The organism is Luteimonas sp. AC640a, assembly GCF_979256585.1.
The window spans coordinates 82,758-99,219 of the sequence record NZ_CEEDOV010000001.1 but is presented as its reverse complement, the minus strand read 5'-3'; the positions used below and the strand labels follow the sequence as shown (position 1 = coordinate 99,219).

General features: G+C 67.5%; 18 protein-coding genes. 12 read left to right on the top strand and 6 right to left on the bottom strand.

Annotation, left to right across the window (positions count from 1 at the left end):
* Positions 1 to 7: 7 nt before the first annotated feature.
* Positions 8 to 892: a thioredoxin gene (trxA, locus tag ACZ9YD_RS00475; RefSeq protein ID WP_465073170.1), complete on the bottom strand. Its 885-nt coding sequence runs from the start codon at positions 890 to 892 to the stop codon at positions 8 to 10.
* A 146-nt stretch (positions 893 to 1,038) separates the two neighbouring features.
* Between trxA and ACZ9YD_RS00470 the strand changes: the two genes are divergently transcribed.
* From ACZ9YD_RS00470 to ACZ9YD_RS00460, 3 genes are read left to right on the top strand one after another with little or no spacing between them, the layout of a single operon-like run.
* On the top strand, positions 1,039 to 1,683 hold the full coding sequence (locus tag ACZ9YD_RS00470; RefSeq protein ID WP_465073169.1) for a hypothetical protein: 645 nt from the start codon (positions 1,039 to 1,041) through the stop codon (positions 1,681 to 1,683).
* A gap of 10 nt (positions 1,684 to 1,693) precedes the next feature.
* The gene (locus ACZ9YD_RS00465; RefSeq protein ID WP_465073168.1) at positions 1,694 to 1,906 is read left to right on the top strand and encodes a helix-turn-helix transcriptional regulator; all 213 of its coding nucleotides are present in this window, start codon (positions 1,694 to 1,696) and stop codon (positions 1,904 to 1,906) included.
* Positions 1,903 to 2,466 carry a hypothetical protein gene (locus ACZ9YD_RS00460; RefSeq protein WP_465073167.1) on the top strand — a complete coding sequence of 188 codons (564 nt, stop codon included), beginning with the start codon at positions 1,903 to 1,905 and terminating at the stop codon, positions 2,464 to 2,466. The genes ACZ9YD_RS00465 and ACZ9YD_RS00460 overlap by 4 nt, the downstream gene beginning before the upstream one ends.
* 103 nt (positions 2,467 to 2,569) lie before the next feature.
* Here the strand turns inward: ACZ9YD_RS00460 and ACZ9YD_RS00455 are convergent, their stop codons facing one another.
* Positions 2,570 to 3,898, bottom strand: coding sequence for a metal-dependent hydrolase family protein (locus ACZ9YD_RS00455; protein WP_465073166.1), 1,329 nt, complete (start codon positions 3,896 to 3,898; stop codon positions 2,570 to 2,572).
* 64 nt (positions 3,899 to 3,962) lie between these two features.
* Positions 3,963 to 5,672: a sensor domain-containing diguanylate cyclase gene (locus ACZ9YD_RS00450; protein ID WP_465073165.1), complete on the bottom strand. Its 1,710-nt coding sequence runs from the start codon at positions 5,670 to 5,672 to the stop codon at positions 3,963 to 3,965.
* 146 nt (positions 5,673 to 5,818) lie between these two features.
* On the opposite strand from ACZ9YD_RS00450, the gene leuS reads away from it, so the two are divergent.
* The 7 genes from leuS to ACZ9YD_RS00415 all read left to right on the top strand — a co-directional run bounded on the left by leuS (position 5,819) and on the right by ACZ9YD_RS00415 (position 12,089).
* On the top strand, positions 5,819 to 8,575 hold the full coding sequence (gene leuS / locus ACZ9YD_RS00445; RefSeq protein ID WP_465073164.1) for a leucine--tRNA ligase: 2,757 nt from the start codon (positions 5,819 to 5,821) through the stop codon (positions 8,573 to 8,575).
* Positions 8,576 to 8,642: 67 nt separating this feature from the next.
* A complete protein-coding gene (locus tag ACZ9YD_RS00440) occupies positions 8,643 to 9,173 on the top strand; it encodes an LPS-assembly lipoprotein LptE (protein ID WP_465073163.1) in 531 nt (176 codons plus the stop codon).
* 43 nt (positions 9,174 to 9,216) lie between these two features.
* Positions 9,217 to 10,263, top strand: coding sequence for a DNA polymerase III subunit delta (holA, locus tag ACZ9YD_RS00435; RefSeq protein WP_465073162.1), 1,047 nt, complete (start codon positions 9,217 to 9,219; stop codon positions 10,261 to 10,263).
* A gap of 9 nt (positions 10,264 to 10,272) precedes the next feature.
* Complete coding sequence (gene nadD, locus ACZ9YD_RS00430; protein ID WP_465073161.1) at positions 10,273 to 10,932, top strand: nicotinate-nucleotide adenylyltransferase; 660 nt, start codon at positions 10,273 to 10,275, stop codon at positions 10,930 to 10,932.
* A gap of 28 nt (positions 10,933 to 10,960) precedes the next feature.
* On the top strand, positions 10,961 to 11,374 hold the full coding sequence (rsfS, locus tag ACZ9YD_RS00425; RefSeq protein ID WP_465073160.1) for a ribosome silencing factor: 414 nt from the start codon (positions 10,961 to 10,963) through the stop codon (positions 11,372 to 11,374).
* Between the two features lie 39 nt (positions 11,375 to 11,413).
* Positions 11,414 to 11,884 (top strand): 23S rRNA (pseudouridine(1915)-N(3))-methyltransferase RlmH, encoded by a 471-nt coding sequence (gene rlmH, locus ACZ9YD_RS00420; RefSeq protein ID WP_465073159.1) that lies wholly within the window; start codon positions 11,414 to 11,416, stop codon positions 11,882 to 11,884.
* Between the two features lie 43 nt (positions 11,885 to 11,927).
* Positions 11,928 to 12,089: a hypothetical protein gene (locus ACZ9YD_RS00415; RefSeq protein ID WP_465073158.1), complete on the top strand. Its 162-nt coding sequence runs from the start codon at positions 11,928 to 11,930 to the stop codon at positions 12,087 to 12,089.
* 168 nt (positions 12,090 to 12,257) lie between these two features.
* On the opposite strand, the gene ACZ9YD_RS00410 is transcribed toward ACZ9YD_RS00415, so the two are convergent.
* From ACZ9YD_RS00410 to ACZ9YD_RS00400, 3 genes are all read right to left on the bottom strand, one after another.
* A complete protein-coding gene (locus ACZ9YD_RS00410; RefSeq protein WP_465073157.1) occupies positions 12,258 to 12,923 on the bottom strand; it encodes an energy transducer TonB in 666 nt (221 codons plus the stop codon).
* A gap of 336 nt (positions 12,924 to 13,259) precedes the next feature.
* Entirely contained in the window at positions 13,260 to 13,433 is a 174-nt protein-coding gene (locus ACZ9YD_RS00405) for a hypothetical protein (protein WP_465073156.1), read from the bottom strand.
* Between the two features lies 1 nt (position 13,434).
* Positions 13,435 to 14,166, bottom strand: coding sequence for an SIMPL domain-containing protein (locus ACZ9YD_RS00400; RefSeq protein ID WP_465073155.1), 732 nt, complete (start codon positions 14,164 to 14,166; stop codon positions 13,435 to 13,437).
* 119 nt (positions 14,167 to 14,285) lie between these two features.
* Here ACZ9YD_RS00400 and ACZ9YD_RS00395 point away from each other — a divergent pair, with 119 nt between their 5' ends.
* Positions 14,286 to 14,894: a Maf family protein gene (locus ACZ9YD_RS00395; protein ID WP_465073154.1), complete on the top strand. Its 609-nt coding sequence runs from the start codon at positions 14,286 to 14,288 to the stop codon at positions 14,892 to 14,894.
* 7 nt (positions 14,895 to 14,901) lie between these two features.
* A complete protein-coding gene (gene rng, locus ACZ9YD_RS00390) occupies positions 14,902 to 16,419 on the top strand; it encodes a ribonuclease G (protein ID WP_465073153.1) in 1,518 nt (505 codons plus the stop codon).
* Positions 16,420 to 16,462: the final 43 nt, after the last annotated feature.

The window sequence follows — 16,462 nt, the reverse complement described above, 5'->3', positions numbered from 1 at the left end:
CGCCGGATCAGAACAGCAGCGATGCCATCTTGCGGCGGTAGCGGCCGACGAGTTCGGCATCGTCGATGATGCGGAACGCATCGATCAGCGCCTTGCGCGGCAGTCCCTCGTCGAAATCGCGATCGCGACGCAGCAGTTCGATGAACTGTTCAAGGCCGGCTTCCGTGTTGCCGGCGACGATGTGCTGCACGCCGAGCAGATGGCGCGCCCGCAGATCGCCGGCATCGGCGTCGATCGTCGCCTGCAGCGCATCGGTCGACGGCGCGCCGGCCAGCACGGTGGCGAAGCCGAGACGCGCGCGTGCTTTCACTGCGCGGTCGTCGGTGGAGAGGTTCGCCGGCAGGCCGTCGAGCAGCGTCTCGGCGTCCTGCGTCGCGCCGGTCTGCAGCAGTGCGAGCGCGAGGTCGAGCTTGAGTTCGGACTTGTCCGGCTCGGCGACGACCGCGTCGCGCAGGCGCGCGACTTCGGCAGCCGGGTCCAGCGGTGCGGCTTCGGTCGCTTCGGCAGCGTCGCCCTCGGCGGGCTCGATGCCGTGCTTCTTCAGGAATTCGCGGATATCGCCTTCGGGCAGTGCGCCTGGGAAGCCGTCGACCGGCTGGCCGCCGATCAGCAGGAACACCGTCGGCACCGAGCGGATCTGGAACGCGGCCGCGATCTGCTGTTCCTTGTCGACATCGACCTTGGCCAGCACGAACGCGCCGTTGTACTCGGCCGCCAGCTTGTCCAGCACCGGGCCGAGCGACTTGCACGGTCCACACCATTCGGCCCAGAAATCGATCAGGACCGGGGTCTGCATCGAGGCCTGCAGGACGTCGGTTTCGAACGTCGCGGTGGTCGCGTCGAAGACGTGGGGACGTGCATCGGGGGCGGGGGCGTTGCCGTCGAGAAGCATGCGGGGATCCGTTGAAGAAGGGTGCGCCGGGCGCGATCCCGAAGGATGGCGACGGATCGGCAGGATACAACCATGTCAAAAATAGTTGACATCCCTTGGTCGAGATGTAAATTATTTTTTACGTTGTGCTGGTGGAGTCGATCAGGATGCAAATCTCGAGTGCCCGTACTGGGACGGTCGGGCGAGTCTCTGTCTGGTCCGCGATCTGGCCGACGGCTGCGTTCCTCGGCTTCGGCATCCTGTTTGTCGCGAGAGACCCGGCCATCCGGGCGCTGACGCTTGGGCCCGTGCTGATTCTGCTGGTGTACGTGGCGGGGCTGGCATGGCGAAGCACGCGGATGTCGGCCGATGGCGAAGAGCCTTCGCCCGCCGAAAGCGACGCTTGGATCCTGGCTCAGGGCTTTCTCGCTGCGGTGATCTTTCTGCAGATGATTGCGGCAGGACGGCTCGGGGATGGCTGGTGGCCCTACCTGATGTTGTTCTGGTACGGCGGCATGGTCGTGGCCGCACCTGCATTCCGGAAACGCCGTCTGGCCGAGCGGGCGCGTCATCGCGGTGTCGTGGAGGACGAACGGGACCGCGCGATCCAGTCAGAGGGCACGCGCTGGGCGAAGCGAGCGATGGAGGCGCTGATCGTGGTGGGCGCTGCGGTGTATGCGCTCGTTTCCTATTACTCAAGCCTCGATCCTGATGCGCGTGCCACCGTGGCAGCGGTGTTCATGGCGCTTTTCATTGCCAATGCTGTCGGCCAATGGCGCGCGGCGATGCTGTACTGGCGGGATCGTCGATGAGCCGCGCCGCATGACCGGCACCCCCATTGCCAACGAGATCCGCCGTCTGCGCTTCGAGCATGGCGAGATGACGCAACAAGCCTTGGCCGATGCCTGCCACGTCACGCGGCAGACGATCATTGCGCTGGAAGCGGGGCGCTATGCGCCGTCGCTGGAACTCGCGTTCCGGATCGCGCGGACCTTCGGTACCGGTGTCGAAGGCGTCTTCCGGTGGGCGGCATGAGCGGCGTGCGGCCGCTGGTCGCCGGCGCGCACGTCAGCACGCTGCTGGCGCTGTTGCTGTTCGCGGTGATGACTGCCGTGCCCGCGGGCGCGCCGTTGGCGTGGTCGGGCGCGCGCGGCATGCCGATGGCGTGGCTGTTCAATCTGCTGGCGTGGATCGGGCCGGGTCTCGTCATCGCGTTCGCCGCATTGCGCCTGCGCGCGGCGCTGCCGGACGCGGGGCTCGGCGCCGGCATCGCGCTGCGGCTGCTGCTGCTGGCCGCGCTGGCGTTCGCCGCGCAGGGGCTTCTGGCCCTGGACCCGAACGAACTCGATGCCGGCGCCAGCCGCTGGCACGCCACGGCGTGGATGGTCTGGAACCTGGCGTTCGGTGCGGGTGCGCTGCTGGCCGGCATCGCACTGTGCGCGGTGCGCTGGCCGTCGCTGGTCATTTTCGCGCTGGTGGCGCTGTGCCTGCTGGTGCCGTCGTTGTTCGGCGATCAGATCGGTGCGCGTGTGGTGCTGGTGTGCTGGTGGAGCTGGACGCTGCTGCTGGCATGGCGCCTGCCGTCCTTACGCTGATGTAGGAATGTCCTGTGCAGGCGCGCGCTTGCGCGCAGTGAGGCTCCACAGGCAACGCTCATCGCGCGCAAGCGCGCGACTACAGGGAGCGCTTTGGCGTGGCTCAATCGTCCGCGGGGATGTCCGCGGACGGGCTGCGATGCACGCGGCCGGCCGTCATGACGAAATCGACGCCCATCACCGCATTGATGTCGGCGACCGGGTCACCTGGCATCGCGATGATGTCGGCGCGCTTGCCAGGTTCGATGACGCCCTGGTCGTCGACGCCGAGCACGGTCGCTGCATGCAGCGTCGCCGACTGCAACGCGTACGCCGCCGGAATGCCGGCCTCGACCATGTAGAGGAATTCGCGCGCGTTGTCGCCGTGCGGGCCGACGCCCTGATCGGTGCCGAACGCGATCGGCACGCCGGCGCGATACGCACGCGCGGCGGTGTCCTGGATCTGCGCGCCAATCGTTGCCGCCTTCGGGCGCACGACTTCCGGGAAATAGCCCGGCTCCTTCGCCTTGTCGGCGACGAAGCGGCCGGCATAGATCGTCGGCACATACCAGGTGCCGCGCTGCTTCATCAGCCGCATGACCTCGTCGTCCATGTGCGTGCCGTGCTCGATGCTCGTCACGCCGGCCAGCACTGCACGCTTCACGCCTTCGGTGCCGTGCGCATGCGCGGCGACGCGATAGCCGTAGTCCTTCGCGGTGTCGACGATCGCCTGCACTTCGTCCACGGTGAACTGCGGCGCGTCGCCACTGCGCGCGTAGCTCAGCACGCCGCCGGTGGCGGTGATCTTGATGACGTCGCTGCCTTCCTTGTAGCGCTGGCGCACGGCCTGGCGCGCATCGTCGACGGAATTGATGACGCCATCGGTCGGGCCGGGTGGACCCAGCAGGTGCGAGAGCATCGAGTTGTAGCCGTTGCTCGGATCGGCGTGGCCGCCGGTCGTGGCGATGGACTTGCCGGCCGCGAAGATGCGCGGCCCCGGCACCATGCCCTGATTGATCGCGTCGCGCAGGTGCGGGCTGACCTCGCCGCCGAGATCGCGCACGGTGGTGAAGCCGGCGGAGAGCGTCTTTTCGGCATAGCCGACCGCGCGGAACGCGTAGTCCACCGGATCGAGGCGGAAGCCTTCCGAATAACTCGCCGGACTCGACTGCGAGCCCAGGTGCACGTGCAGGTCGGTCCAGCCGGGCGAACAGGTGCGGTCGCCGAGCACGATGGATTCAACGCCATCCTGCAGCTTTGCGCGCCCTGGAATCACTTCGCGGATCGTGCCGTTCTCGACGAGGATCGTGTGCTCGCCGAGCACGCGGCCGCTGCGCGCATCGAACAGGCGCTCGCAGTGCACGGCTGTCTGGGCCGCGGAGGCTGCGCCAACAGGCAGAAGCAACAGGCCGGCCAACATGGTGGGCGACGGAGTGCGGAGGCGACGGGTCATGCGGGTGTCCGGAAAATGACGACAGATCCCGATTGAAGCACGCGGACGCGCGGCGTGGGTGAGGTCAGGACACGTGCGAGACGTGCAGTACGCGGTTGCGCCCTTCGGCCTTGGCCCGGTACAGGGTAGCGTCCGCCAGTTGCTGCAGCAGTTCGGGGGTCGTGCCGTCTGCCGGATATGTGGCGATACCGATCGACACCGTGACTGGCCCGAGCGTCTGGCGCAAATGCAATACGGTCGCGACCTCGATCTCGCGGCGGATCGCCTCTGCACGCTGGCAGGCACCTTCGGCGTCCATCTCCGGCATGACCACCGTGAACTCCTCGCCGCCGTATCGGCAGGCGATGTCTTCGCTGCGGACCTTGGCCTGGATCAGGCGGCCGACCTGGCTCAGCAGTGCGTCGCCTGCGGCATGACCGTGGGTATCGTTGAAGCGTTTGAAGTGATCGACGTCGAGCATCAGCACCGACAGCGGCAGATTGCGACGCTCGCAGCGCTGCAGTTCGCGGGAGAGGTTTTCTTCGAGGTAGCGACGGTTGAAGAGGCCGGTCAGCGGATCTCGCAGCGACTGCGTGCGCAGCGTTTCGCGCAACTGCAGATTCGCGATCGCCAGACCCAGCTGCTCGGCGATCTGCGCCACGATCTCGGCGTCGCTGTCTTCCGGGTCTCCCTCCAGCGGCACACTGATATGCAACAGCCCGACCGAGGTGCCTTGTGCGACCAGCGGCAGGCACAGGCTGGAGGTTGTAGTCAGAGCGGCGTTCGCATCCAGATGGTCACAGCGCATGCCGATCGCGCCTGCAGTCAGGATGTGCGGCTGGCCGCGTCGCAATGCCCAGCACTGGTTGGGCAGCAGCAGGTCGGCGCTGCTGATGACGTCGCCACCGAAGGTCGCGATGCTTTCATAGAAGTTCTGCGAGGCGCGCAGCAGGTAGCACTGCCCACTCGCACCGGGGATCAATCCCAGGACGGAGTCGGCGGTCAGTTTCATGATCTCGTCGCGGGTTTCGCAGCTCTGCAGCAGCCCCGAATACTGGCTCAGCCGATGCCGCTGCTCCGACAGCTTGTCGACCCTGGCCATCGTCAGCGCCATGCCGTGCGCGACATCGCGTGCCTCGCGCTCCAGCATGCGCGCGCGCCGGTTCTCGCGCGTCACGTTCCACATCAACCAGATCATCAAGCCGCCGGACAGCAGCGTGCCCAGCACGACCAGCACGGTCAGCCACAGACCCGCCTGTTCGCTGCGCGCCTCGCGCTCGGCAAGCAGGCGCCGTTCCTCCACACGCATCTGATTGCTGACCCCTTCGATACGGCGCCACTGGGTCAAGGTGCGGGTCGCGTTGGTGGCGATGCGTGCCGCCTCCATGTCGAACATCTCCTGGATGTCGTGGAGACGCTGCAACTCCTCCATGTGTGTCTGCACGAGCGCTTGTAGCGCCCGCGCGCGTGCGCCCTGGATCGGGTTGTCCTTTGTCAGCGCAAGCAGCGCGTCGACCTCGCGCTCGACGCCCGGCACCACGCGCAGATACTCCCGGCGGAAATCGGCATGACCGGTCAGGCGGTAGGCGCGCGCGCTGGCCTCGCTGCTCCGCACAAGCTGGTCGACGACCTCGATCCGGTTGATCACCTGATAGGTGTGCTCGATCCAGGCGTTGCTCGCGCGCAGATTGTTGACGCCCAGTACGCTCGCCGCGCCCGTCACCAACAGCAGCGCCAGCGCCAGCGCGAACGCAGGCAGCCGGTAGGCCTTGAATCGGGAGGACGAAGCGGGCAACGAGCAGACTCGGCAAAGCGATGTGGAATTGTAGCTGCGGGATATGGCCGGCGTCAGATCGGGCCTGCCGCGGCCCGGTGTGCGTGGCGGCGCCCCCGGCCCTGCGGTAGGCTTGCCGGCTGTCCTCCGCATGCAGAACGCAGTCCGTGTCCAGCGAACCCGTCGTCGTCGATCCCAACGCCTACCAGCCCACCCCGGTGGAATCCGATGCCCAGAATTTCTGGACGTCGACCCGCGCGTTCGAGGTCACGGAACGGGCCGACAAGCCCAAGTACTACTGCCTGTCGATGCTGCCGTACCCGTCGGGCGCGCTGCACATGGGCCATGTGCGCAACTACACGCTCAGTGATGTCATCAGCCGCTACCAGCGGATGATCGGCAAGAACGTGCTGCAGCCGATGGGCTGGGACGCGTTCGGCCTGCCGGCCGAGAACGCCGCGATCAAGAACGCGACCGCGCCGGCCAAGTGGACCTACGCCAACATCGCGCACATGCGCAGCCAGCTGCAGTCGCTGGGCTATGCGATCGACTGGAGCCGCGAATTCGCCACCTGCGCGCCGGACTATTACGTCCACGAGCAGCGCATGTTCGTGCGGTTGATGAAGAAGGGCCTGGCGTATCGCCGCAACTCGGTCGTCAATTGGGATCCGGTCGACCAGACCGTGCTCGCCAACGAGCAGGTCATCGACGGCCGCGGCTGGCGCTCGGGCGCGCTGGTAGAGAAGCGCGAGATTCCGCAGTGGTTCCTCAAGATCACCGCCTACGCGCAGGAACTGCTCGACGGTCTGGACACGCTGGGTGGCTGGCCGGATTCGGTCAAGACCATGCAGCGCAACTGGATCGGTCGCAGCGAAGGCCTGGAGTTCGCGTTCGACGTCGCCGGCAGCGACGACAAACTCGCCGTCTACACCACGCGTCCCGACACGCTGATGGGCGTGACCTTCGTGTCCGTCGCCGCCGAGCACCCGCTCGCGATGCGCGCGGCCGAAACCAATCCGGATCTCGCCGAGTTCATCGCCGACCTGCGCCGCGGCGGCGTGTCCGAGGCCGAGCTGGAGACCCAGGTCAAGCGCGGCATGGACACCGGCCTGCGCGCGATCCATCCGGTCACCGGCAAGGAAATCCCGGTCTGGGTCGCCAACTTCGTGCTGATGGGTTACGGCACCGGCGCGGTCATGGCCGTTCCCGGCCACGACCAGCGCGACTGGGAATTCGCCAAGGCCTACGGCCTGCCGATCCAGATGGTGGTCGTGCCGGACGAGGTGCGCGACGCGGTGCAGGAAATCGGCCGCGACCGTGCCACGCATACCGATCCGATGCAGTCCGCACTCGATGGCGGTGCGTCGCTGGATGTCTACGACACCGGCGCGGCCGTGCAGGTCGTCGAGTCGTTCGAGCGCCGCATCGCCGAAGAGGGTGCCTATACCGACCGCGGCTGGCTGGTGAATTCCGGCGAGTTCGACGGCCTCGATTTCCAGCAGGCGCTCGATGCGCTGGCGTCGCGCTTCGAGGCGGAAAGCCGCGGCGCGCGCAAGGTCAACTTCCGTCTGCGCGACTGGGGCGTCAGCCGCCAGCGCTACTGGGGCTGCCCGATTCCGGTGATCTACTGCGACGCCTGCGGCGCGGTGCCGGTGCCCGAGGACCAACTGCCCGTGCTGCTGCCCGAGGATGTCGAAGATGCCTTCGCCAACCCGGGCGTCGTGCAGTCGCCGATCAAGTCCAACCCCGAGTGGCGCAAGACCACGTGTCCGACCTGCGGCGGCGCTGCCGAACGCGAGACCGACACCTTCGACACCTTCATGGAGTCGAGCTGGTACACCGCGCGCTACACCTCGCCGGGCGCCGCCGACATGGTCGACGACCGTGCCGACTACTGGACGCCGGTCGACCAGTACATCGGCGGCATCGAGCACGCGATCCTACACCTGCTGTATTTCCGCTTTTATCACCGCCTGATGCGCGACGAAGGCCTGGTGCGCAGCGACGAGCCGGTGATCAACCTGCTGACCCAGGGCATGGTCATTGCCGATACGTTCTATCGGGAGCAGGGCAACGGCGGCAAGGACTGGATCAATCCGGCCGATGTCGAGATCACCCGCGACGACAAGGGCCGGATCACCGGCGCGACCTCGAAGATCGACGGCCAGCCGGTTTCGATCGGCGGCACCGAGAAGATGTCCAAGTCGAAGAACAACGGCGTGGACCCGCAGTCGATGATCGGCAAGTACGGCGCCGACACGGTGCGCCTGTTCTCGATGTTCGCCGCGCCCCCCGAGCAGTCGCTGGAGTGGAACGAGGCCGGCGTCGAAGGCATGTCGCGTTTCCTGCGCCGCCTGTGGAACCAGGTGCAGAAGCATGTGCAGGGCGGGGAGGCCGGCGCGTTCGATGCCAGCGCTGCCACGCTCGCGCAGAAGACCCTGCGCCGCCAGCTGCATGAAGCGATCCAGAAGGTCGGCGACGACTATGGCCGCCGCCACAGCTTCAACACCGCGATCGCTGCGGTGATGGAACTGCTCAACCACGTCGGCAAGTTCGACGAGATGGATGCGAACGCGCGCGCGCTGCGTCAGGAAACCTTCGAGACCATCGTGTTGCTGCTCAACCCGATCACCCCGCACATCGCGCACACGCTGTGGCAGGTGCTAGGGCACGCGGAAACGCTGCTCGAAGACCAGACCTTCCCGCAGGCCGACCCGGCCGCCCTGGAGCGTGACGCGCTGACGCTGGCGGTGCAGGTCAACGGCAAGCTGCGCGGCACGATCGAAGTCGCGGTCGATCTGCCCAAGGACGCGATCGAGGCGATGGCGCTCAATGAGCCCAACGTCGCGAAGTTCCTGGGCGCGCTGATGGTGCGCAAGGTCATCGTCGTGCCAGGCAAGATCGTCAACATCGTCGCCGGCTGAACCCGGCGTCGCCGTTACCCGCCCACCGCTGCTTGCCGCCCCCTTCTGCCTCGTCCAGACTCCTCGCATGAACCGACTTCGCCCGTTTTCGATCCGTCTCGCCATTCTCGGTCTGGTGCTCCTGCTGCCGGCCTGCGGTTTCCATCTGCGCAACGCGCTGACACTGCCGCCGGATCTCGGCCCCGTGAAAGTGACGGCGCGTGACCGCTACAGCAGTCTCGCGCAGTTGCTCAACCGATCCTTGGACAGCGCAGGTGTACAGCGTGCGAGCGCCAGTCGTACGGACGTGGCGACGCTGCGGATCGAATCTGAGCGTTGGGCCTCGACGCCGTTGAGCATCGATGCGCAGGGCCGGGCGCAGGAATACAACTTGCGTTATGCCGTCGTGTTTTCGATGGTTGGCGCCGACGGACAGGACATCGTGCCTGAGCAGGCTGTGGAACTCGCACGTGCGTATCTGTCAATACCGACGCAATCGATCGGAACCGATTCCGAACGTGATTTGCTGTCGAAGGAGATGGAGCGCGAGATGAGTGCGTCGATACTGCGTCGCATCGACGCCGTATTCCGTACGCCGCAGGAGCGTGCAGGCGAGTGAGTCTGCTCGTGGACGGTTGCGACCACATTTATATGCGCCGCTCGTGGAACTGACGCCCGAACGCCTGCCCGCGCAGCTCGCGCGCGAGCCGTTGCGTCCGGCCTATCTGATCGCCGGCCCTGAGCCGCTGCGCGTGCTCGAAGCGGCCGATGCGGTGCGCGCCGCCGCGCGCGAACAGGGCGTTGCAGAGCGCGAAGTCTTCGAGCCCGAAGGCCGCGACATCGACTGGAACGCGGTCGAAGCCACGTTCCGCGCGCCGAGCCTGTTCGCCTCCCGGCGTCTGGTCGAACTCCGCCTGCCGACGACCAAGCCCGGCAAGGATGGCGCCGCGGTCATCAGCGGCTTCTGCGCCGATCCGCCATCCGACGTGACCCTGCTGGTCACCGGCGGCGAATGGAGCCGCCAGCATGGCGGCAAGTGGAGCGAGGCGATCACCGGCATCGGCCATCTCGTCGTCGCCTGGCAGGTCAAGCCGCACGAACTGGACAGCTGGATCGAGGCGCGCCTGCGCAGCCGCAACGTGCTCGCCGACCGCGCCGCCGTGCAGCAGTTGGCCGAGCGCGTCGACGGCAATCTGCTCGCCGCCGCGCAGGAAGTCGACAAGCTCGCACTGCTGGCCGACGGCAGCACGCTCGACGGGCCGCGCATGCAGGCGCTGGTCGCCGATGCCGCGCGCTTCGACGTGTTCCGCCTGCTCGACGCCACGCTCAACGGCCAGCCGGCGCAGGTCGTCCGCATGCTTGCCGGCCTGCGCGCGGAGGGCGCGGCGATTCCGGCGCTGATGGGCATGGTCGTCATGGAGCTCGCGCGGGCCGCGCAGCTGGCGCAGGTGCAGGCCCGCGGCGGCAACATGGCCAACGAATTCAAGGCGCAGCGCATCTGGGATGCCCGCCAGGCCGGCTACCGGCGCGCGCTGCAGCGTCATCCCGAAGCGCGCTGGGTGCGTTTCGTCGCCGAGGCCGGACGCGTCGACCGCATCGCCAAGGGCCGCGGCCGCTGGGGCGTGGATCCCGTCGATGGCTGGCTCGCGCTGGAGCGTCTGCTGGTCGCGGTCGCCGACGCGCGCGCGGGCGCCCTGCTGGCCGCCTGACCCGCTGCGATGTCGCTGCACCTCGTCTACGGCGGCACCTTCGATCCGATCCACAACGGACATCTGGCGATCGCCTGCGCCGCGCGCGATGCGCTGGCGTGCACGGTCCATCTGATGCCGGCAGGCGATCCGCCACATCGCGCACCACCCGGCGCCGACGGCGCGACGCGCGCGGCGATGGTGGCGCTGGCGATCGACGGCGTGCCGGGCCTCGCGCTCGATCGCCGCGAACTGGAACGCCACGGCCGCAGTTACACCGTCGACACACTCGCCGAGCTGCGCAGCGAACTCGGTCCGTCGACGCCGCTGGCCTGGCTGGTCGGCGCCGACAGCCTGCTCAGGCTGCCGGACTGGCACCGCTGGCGCGATCTGTTCGGGCTCGCGCATCTGGTGGTGGCCGAACGGCCGGGCAGTGCGCTCGACGCGGAATTGCCGGCCGAGCTTGCAGATGCGCTGCAGGATCGCTGGACCCGCGAGGCCTCGGATCTGCAATCGCAGCCCGCAGGACGGGTGCTGCGGCTGCATCAGCCGCTGTCGCATGTCTCGGCAACCGCGATCCGCGCGCGACTCGCGGCAGGCGCCTCGACCACCGACGAGCTGCCGCCAGCTGTGGCCGCATTCATCCGCGAGAAGGGGTTGTACGGGGCGGCGGCCCGCGCTCCGCTATAATTTCCGCCGCACTTTCCGAGCCAGACCTTTGTCCAATCCCGCACACGTCATCAAGACCCGCCTGCCCGAGCCGCCGCCGTCCCCGGATGCGCTGCTCGAAGTGGCCCGCGCGGCCGTCGCAGAAATCAAGGCCGTCGACGTCATCGACATCGACGTGCGTGGCCGCAGCAGCGTCTGCGATTTCATGGTCATCGCGTCGGGCACGTCCAGCCGCCACGTCAAGTCGATCGCCGACGAAGTCGTCAAGCACGCCAAAAAGCTGGGTTGCCAGCCGCTGGGCGTCGAAGGCGAGCGCGAAGCCGAGTGGGTGCTCGTCGACCTGGGCGATGTCGTCGTCCACGTGATGTTGCCGCGCGTGCGCGAGTTCTATGCGCTCGAGCGTCTGTGGACCGTCGGCGATCAGCCGCCGGAGGACGCGCGCGGCCCGCGTCGCGATGCCTGATCGCGGCGTCCCGGCACCTGTGTCGGGACAACCGGCGACATGAAGGCGAAACTGATCGCCGTCGGCGAACGCGCCCCCGCCTGGGTGGCCGAGGGCTTCGCCGAGTACCGCAAGCGGCTGTCGCACTGGCTGCCGCTGGATCTGATCGAAGTCGAGCCCGGCCTGCGCGGCAAGGGCCGTGACACCGTGCGCGCGATGTCTGACGAAGGCGCGCGCGTGCTCGCCGCCGTCCCACGCGACGCGCTGGTGGTCGCGCTCGATGGTCGCGGCCGCCTGCATTCTTCGGAAGACCTCGCCCAGCGGCTCGAACACTGGCGCATGCAGGGCCGTGATCTCGCGTTTCTCATCGGCGGGCCGGAAGGCCATGCCCCGGATGTCCTGGCCCGCGCCGACGAGCGCTGGTCACTCGGCCCGCTGACGCTGCCGCACATGCTGGTGCGCCTGGTGCTGGCAGAGCAGGTCTATCGCGCCGCAGCGATGCTGGCCAATCATCCGTATCACCGGGCGTAGGACGGGGTAGCGGTTGTCGATTGATCCAGCTTCGAGCGCGTCGATGCGCGATGTCTTCATCAGGTTTGCTGATTCTCGCGACGCGTCGGCGTCCCAGAAAAGCTCTCCCGTCATTCCGGCGAAAGCCGGAATCCAGTGCCTTCTGCACTTCGGCAAGGGCGGCAGAAAAACGAAGGCGCTGGACCGATCATTCGGGCTGTCGTGAGGTGCTTCCGTGTGTGCTCGGCAACTGGCGAATAGCCAAGACCCTGGATTCCGGCTTCCGCCGGAATGACGGGGAGGAGCTTCAAGCCCCTGCTGACCAGGTCGGCTGTGCGAAGAACAACGCCGCCCGCCATCCAATCCACAGGATGACGGGACAGCAGCACCTCCATCACCCCTTCGACAGATTGAACGCGATCGGCACCAGCCCGATCGCCTCCACCGGCACGCCGTCACGCATCGCCGGCTGGAACGTCCACATCCGCTGCACATGGCGAAGGGCAGCACGATCGAGGTCGCGGTTACCGCTGCTGCGGTGGATGCGCACGTCCATCGGGCGACCGTCGGTGCCGACGTGGACTTCCAGCAACACCACGCCCTCCACACCCGCGGTCAGCGCCGCACGCGGATAGTCGGGCGCGGGTGCGCTCGCGTACTGCAGGGCGATGCCGAACATCTGCGTGGTATCGATCACGGTTGGCGCGACGTCGACTGGCGGGCCTTGGACGGTCGGTAGCGCGAGCAGGGTGCCGGCATCGACGACGACGGCGGCATCGACCGGTACGGTCCGCGGCACCGTCTGCTGCGGCACGACCGGCGACGGCGCGCTGCGCGGTTGCACCACCTCGACACGCTCGGGCGGTCGTTCGGGTTTCGGCGCGGGCGGGGTGATCCACTCGAACTCCTGCTTGCGCTCCGGCAGGGCGTCATCGAGCGCGTCGCGACTGGCCGGCACCAGCAGGACCATGAACAACATGGCGTTGAGGGCGAGGGTGCCGCTGAGTCCGACGATGCGCACGGCATCGGGACGCGACGGTTCCTGGACGGGTCCGCGCATGCGGGGACCAATGGGCTGCAGCACCATGCACCACCTCCTGTGTGCGGGCCGGATGGCCCGTGGAAGCGTCAACGTGGCAGCGGTGCCAATGGGGTCGAAGGCCAGCCGCGCCGTCGCATCGTTCGCCTCGAACCTGCGCTGATTGCGGCATGTCGACAAGACCCTCCCGACGAACGGATGCAAGCGCGGGATTGGCGGTGCGTTGCGGCTGAGACCACAGGTGATGGGTTTTGCGGCGCTTTACCCATCCCGCGAGGCAATTGCTCCACCATCCACATCCGCATACGACAGGGCCCGCACATGGCGGGCCCTGTCGATGCAGTCGATTGCGGAGATTCAATCCTGCGGCATGCTCTCCGGCTCGCGGTCGAGGCCGCCGTCGTCCGGGTTGTGTTCGCCGGTGTCTGCCGGCTGCTGGGCATCGCCCTTGTCGGTCGGGTTCTTCTCCGGATAACCGGGATTCTGTCCGGGCCTGGTCGGCGGTTCGGGGGTGGTCCTGTTCTGGCTCATGTCAACGTCCCAGTTCGAAAACGACGTCGAGATTGGCGGACAGCGTGGTTTCGCCGGGTGAAATCGGAGTCGGCGGCGCGCTGTCGGCCATCGCACGCATCGCCATCATCGGACGCGGCGCCTGGAAGCCACCGCCCTCGCTGATGCTGACGATGCGGCGCACGCGCATGCCCAGCGACGCTGCATACACCTCGGCGCGGGCCTGCGCCTTCTTCAGCGCCTCGCCGCGCGCCAGATCCTGCACGCCTTCCGCGTCTTCGATCTCGAACGTGGGGCCGTTGATCTGGTTGGCGCCACTGGCGACCAGCGCATCGAGCACCTCGCCCAGCTTGCCGATGTCGCGGACCTTGAGGTTGACGGTGTTGTTGGCCTGGTAGCCGGTGATGGTCGGCGGCTGGTTTTCTTCGTAGCGGTATTGCGGGCTGAGGTTGATGCCCGAGGTCTGCACGTCGCGTTCGGCGATGCCGGCGGCCTTGATCGCGCCCATCAGCTTGGACATCTGCTCGGCGTTGGCGCGCATCGCGGCATTGGCGTCGGCGGCCTGGGTCACCACGCCGGTCGAAAGGGTCGCGATATCGGGCGCCCGGCTGGCCTCTGCCTGCGCCGAGATCGACAGCAGCGTGCCATCGCTGGGCGCGGCGTGGTGCGTGGCGGGCTGGGCGCTGGCAGTCATCGACAGGGTTCCGAGGGCGAGGCCGCAGGCGAGCAGCAGGGGGCGGGGGATCAGGTGCATTCGAGGCTCCATTGAGATGAACAAGGGTCGTCACGTACCGGTGAACGGCCCGTGAGCCGGACCGGGGTTGCGCGGGTTCAGCGGGCGGTCGGACATCGCCCGCACGGTATCCTTCCCGGATGTTGCATCTGGCTTCGCAATCCCCCCGCCGTCGCGATCTTCTGGCCCGTCTCGGCCTGCCCTTCGGGCGGGTCGATGTCGATGTGCCCGAAGTTCAGGACCGCGGCGAATCCGCCTCCGAGTATGTATTGCGCGTCGCCGCCGACAAGGCGCGTGCCGGGCTGCGGGCGCTCGCGGAATGGGGTGAGCCGGGGGACGCCATCGTGCTCGGCGCCGATACCGAAGTGGTGCTGGACGGCGTCGTGTTCGGCAAGCCACGCGACGATGCCCACGCGATCCGCATGTTGCAGGCGCTGTCGGGCCGCACGCATCAGGTGATTTCGGCCGTGGTGCTGGTGGCCGCCGGCCGACAGGCCGAGGCGACCGTCGTCACCGAGGTCACCTTCGACACGCTCGACGCAGACACCATCGCGACCTACGTCGCCAGCGGCGAGCCGCACGGCAAGGCCGGCGCGTACGCGATCCAGGGCGGCGCGGAACTGTTCGTCACGCGCATGGCCGGCAGCCACTCCGGCGTGATCGGGTTGCCGCTTCAACAGACCGCGGCGCTGCTGCGGTCGTTCGGACTGCAGCCGCAGCCCTTCGCCATCCACGACCACAAGGCGTGACCCGGACATGTCCGAAGAGATCCTGATCAACGTGACCCCGCGCGAGACCCGCGTGGCGGTGGTCGAAAACGGCATGTTGCAGGAGCTGCACATCGAACGCGGCTGGCGTCGCGGCGTGGTCGGCAACATCTACAAGGGCAAGGTGCAGCGGGTCATGCCGGGCATGCAGGCGGCGTTCGTCGATATCGGGCTGGAGCGCGCCGCGTTCCTGCACGCCAACGACGTCATGCGGCCGCCGCAGACCGGCAACGATGGCGAGGGCGGCGACAGCCTGTTTCCGTCGACGGCGCCGACACTGCCGGTCACCGAACTGCTGCGCGACGGGCAGGACATCGTGGTGCAGGTGGTCAAGGATCCGATCGGTACCAAGGGCGCGCGCCTGACCACGCAGATCAGCATTCCCTCGCGTTACCTCGTGCTGCTGCCGCAGTCGCGCGTGGTCGGCGTGTCGGCGCGTATCGAGGATGACGTCGAGCGCACGCGACTGAAGACGCTGGTCTCCGAACTCGCCGCGGCGACCGGCGGCCACGGCTACATCGTGCGCACCAACGCCGAAGGCCAGAGTGCCGAAGCGCTGGCCGAGGACATCGCCTATCTCCAGCGCGCCTGGGCGCTGATCGAACACACCACCGGCGATTCACGCGTGGGCGCACGGGTCTACGAGGATCTGACGCTGCCGATGCGCGCGGTGCGGGACCTGATGCGCCGCGATGTCGACAAGGTCAAGGTCGATTCGCGCGACACCTACGAGAAGCTCTGCATCTTCGCCGCGCAGTACCTGCCGGCGCCGGGTCCGGCCGAGCAGGCGCGTCTCGTCGACCGCATCGAGTGCTACACCGGCGCGCGACCGATCTTCGATCTGTACGGCGTCGAGGACGAGATCCAGCGTGCGTTGAAGAAGGACGTACCGCTCAAATCCGGCGGCTATCTGGTCATCGACCAGACCGAGGCGATGACCACGGTCGACGTCAACACCGGCTCATTCCTCGGCCAGCGCAATCTCGAGGAAACCGTGTTCCGCACGAATCTCGAAGCGGCGCAGGCGGTCGCGCGCCAGCTGCGGTTGCGCAATCTCGGCGGCATCATCGTCATCGACTTCATCGACATGGTGGACGCCGAGCACAAGCGGCAGGTATTGCGGACGCTGGAAAAGTCGCTGTCCAAGGATCACGCCAAGACCACGGTGTACGACTTCTCGCCGCTGGGGCTGGTCGAGATGACCCGCAAGCGCACCGTCGAAAGCCTGGAGCGCCAGCTTGGCGAGGCCTGCACGGCCTGCAACGGACGCGGCATCGTCAAGACGATCGAAACCGTGACCTACGAGATCTTTCGCGAGATCGTGCGCGCGGTACGCCAGTTCGAGGCCGATCGCCTGCTGGTGATCGCATCGCCGAAGGTCGTGTCGACGATCACCGACGAGGAGTCGGCCGCAGTTGTCGAGCTGGAGGAGTTCCTCGGCAAGTCGATCCGCTTCCAGTCGGACGACCAGTACCTGCAGGAACAGTTCGACGTTGTGTTGCTCTGAGCGCCATCGCAGGCGGACCGCGCCTCCCGCGCACGCCGGGTGG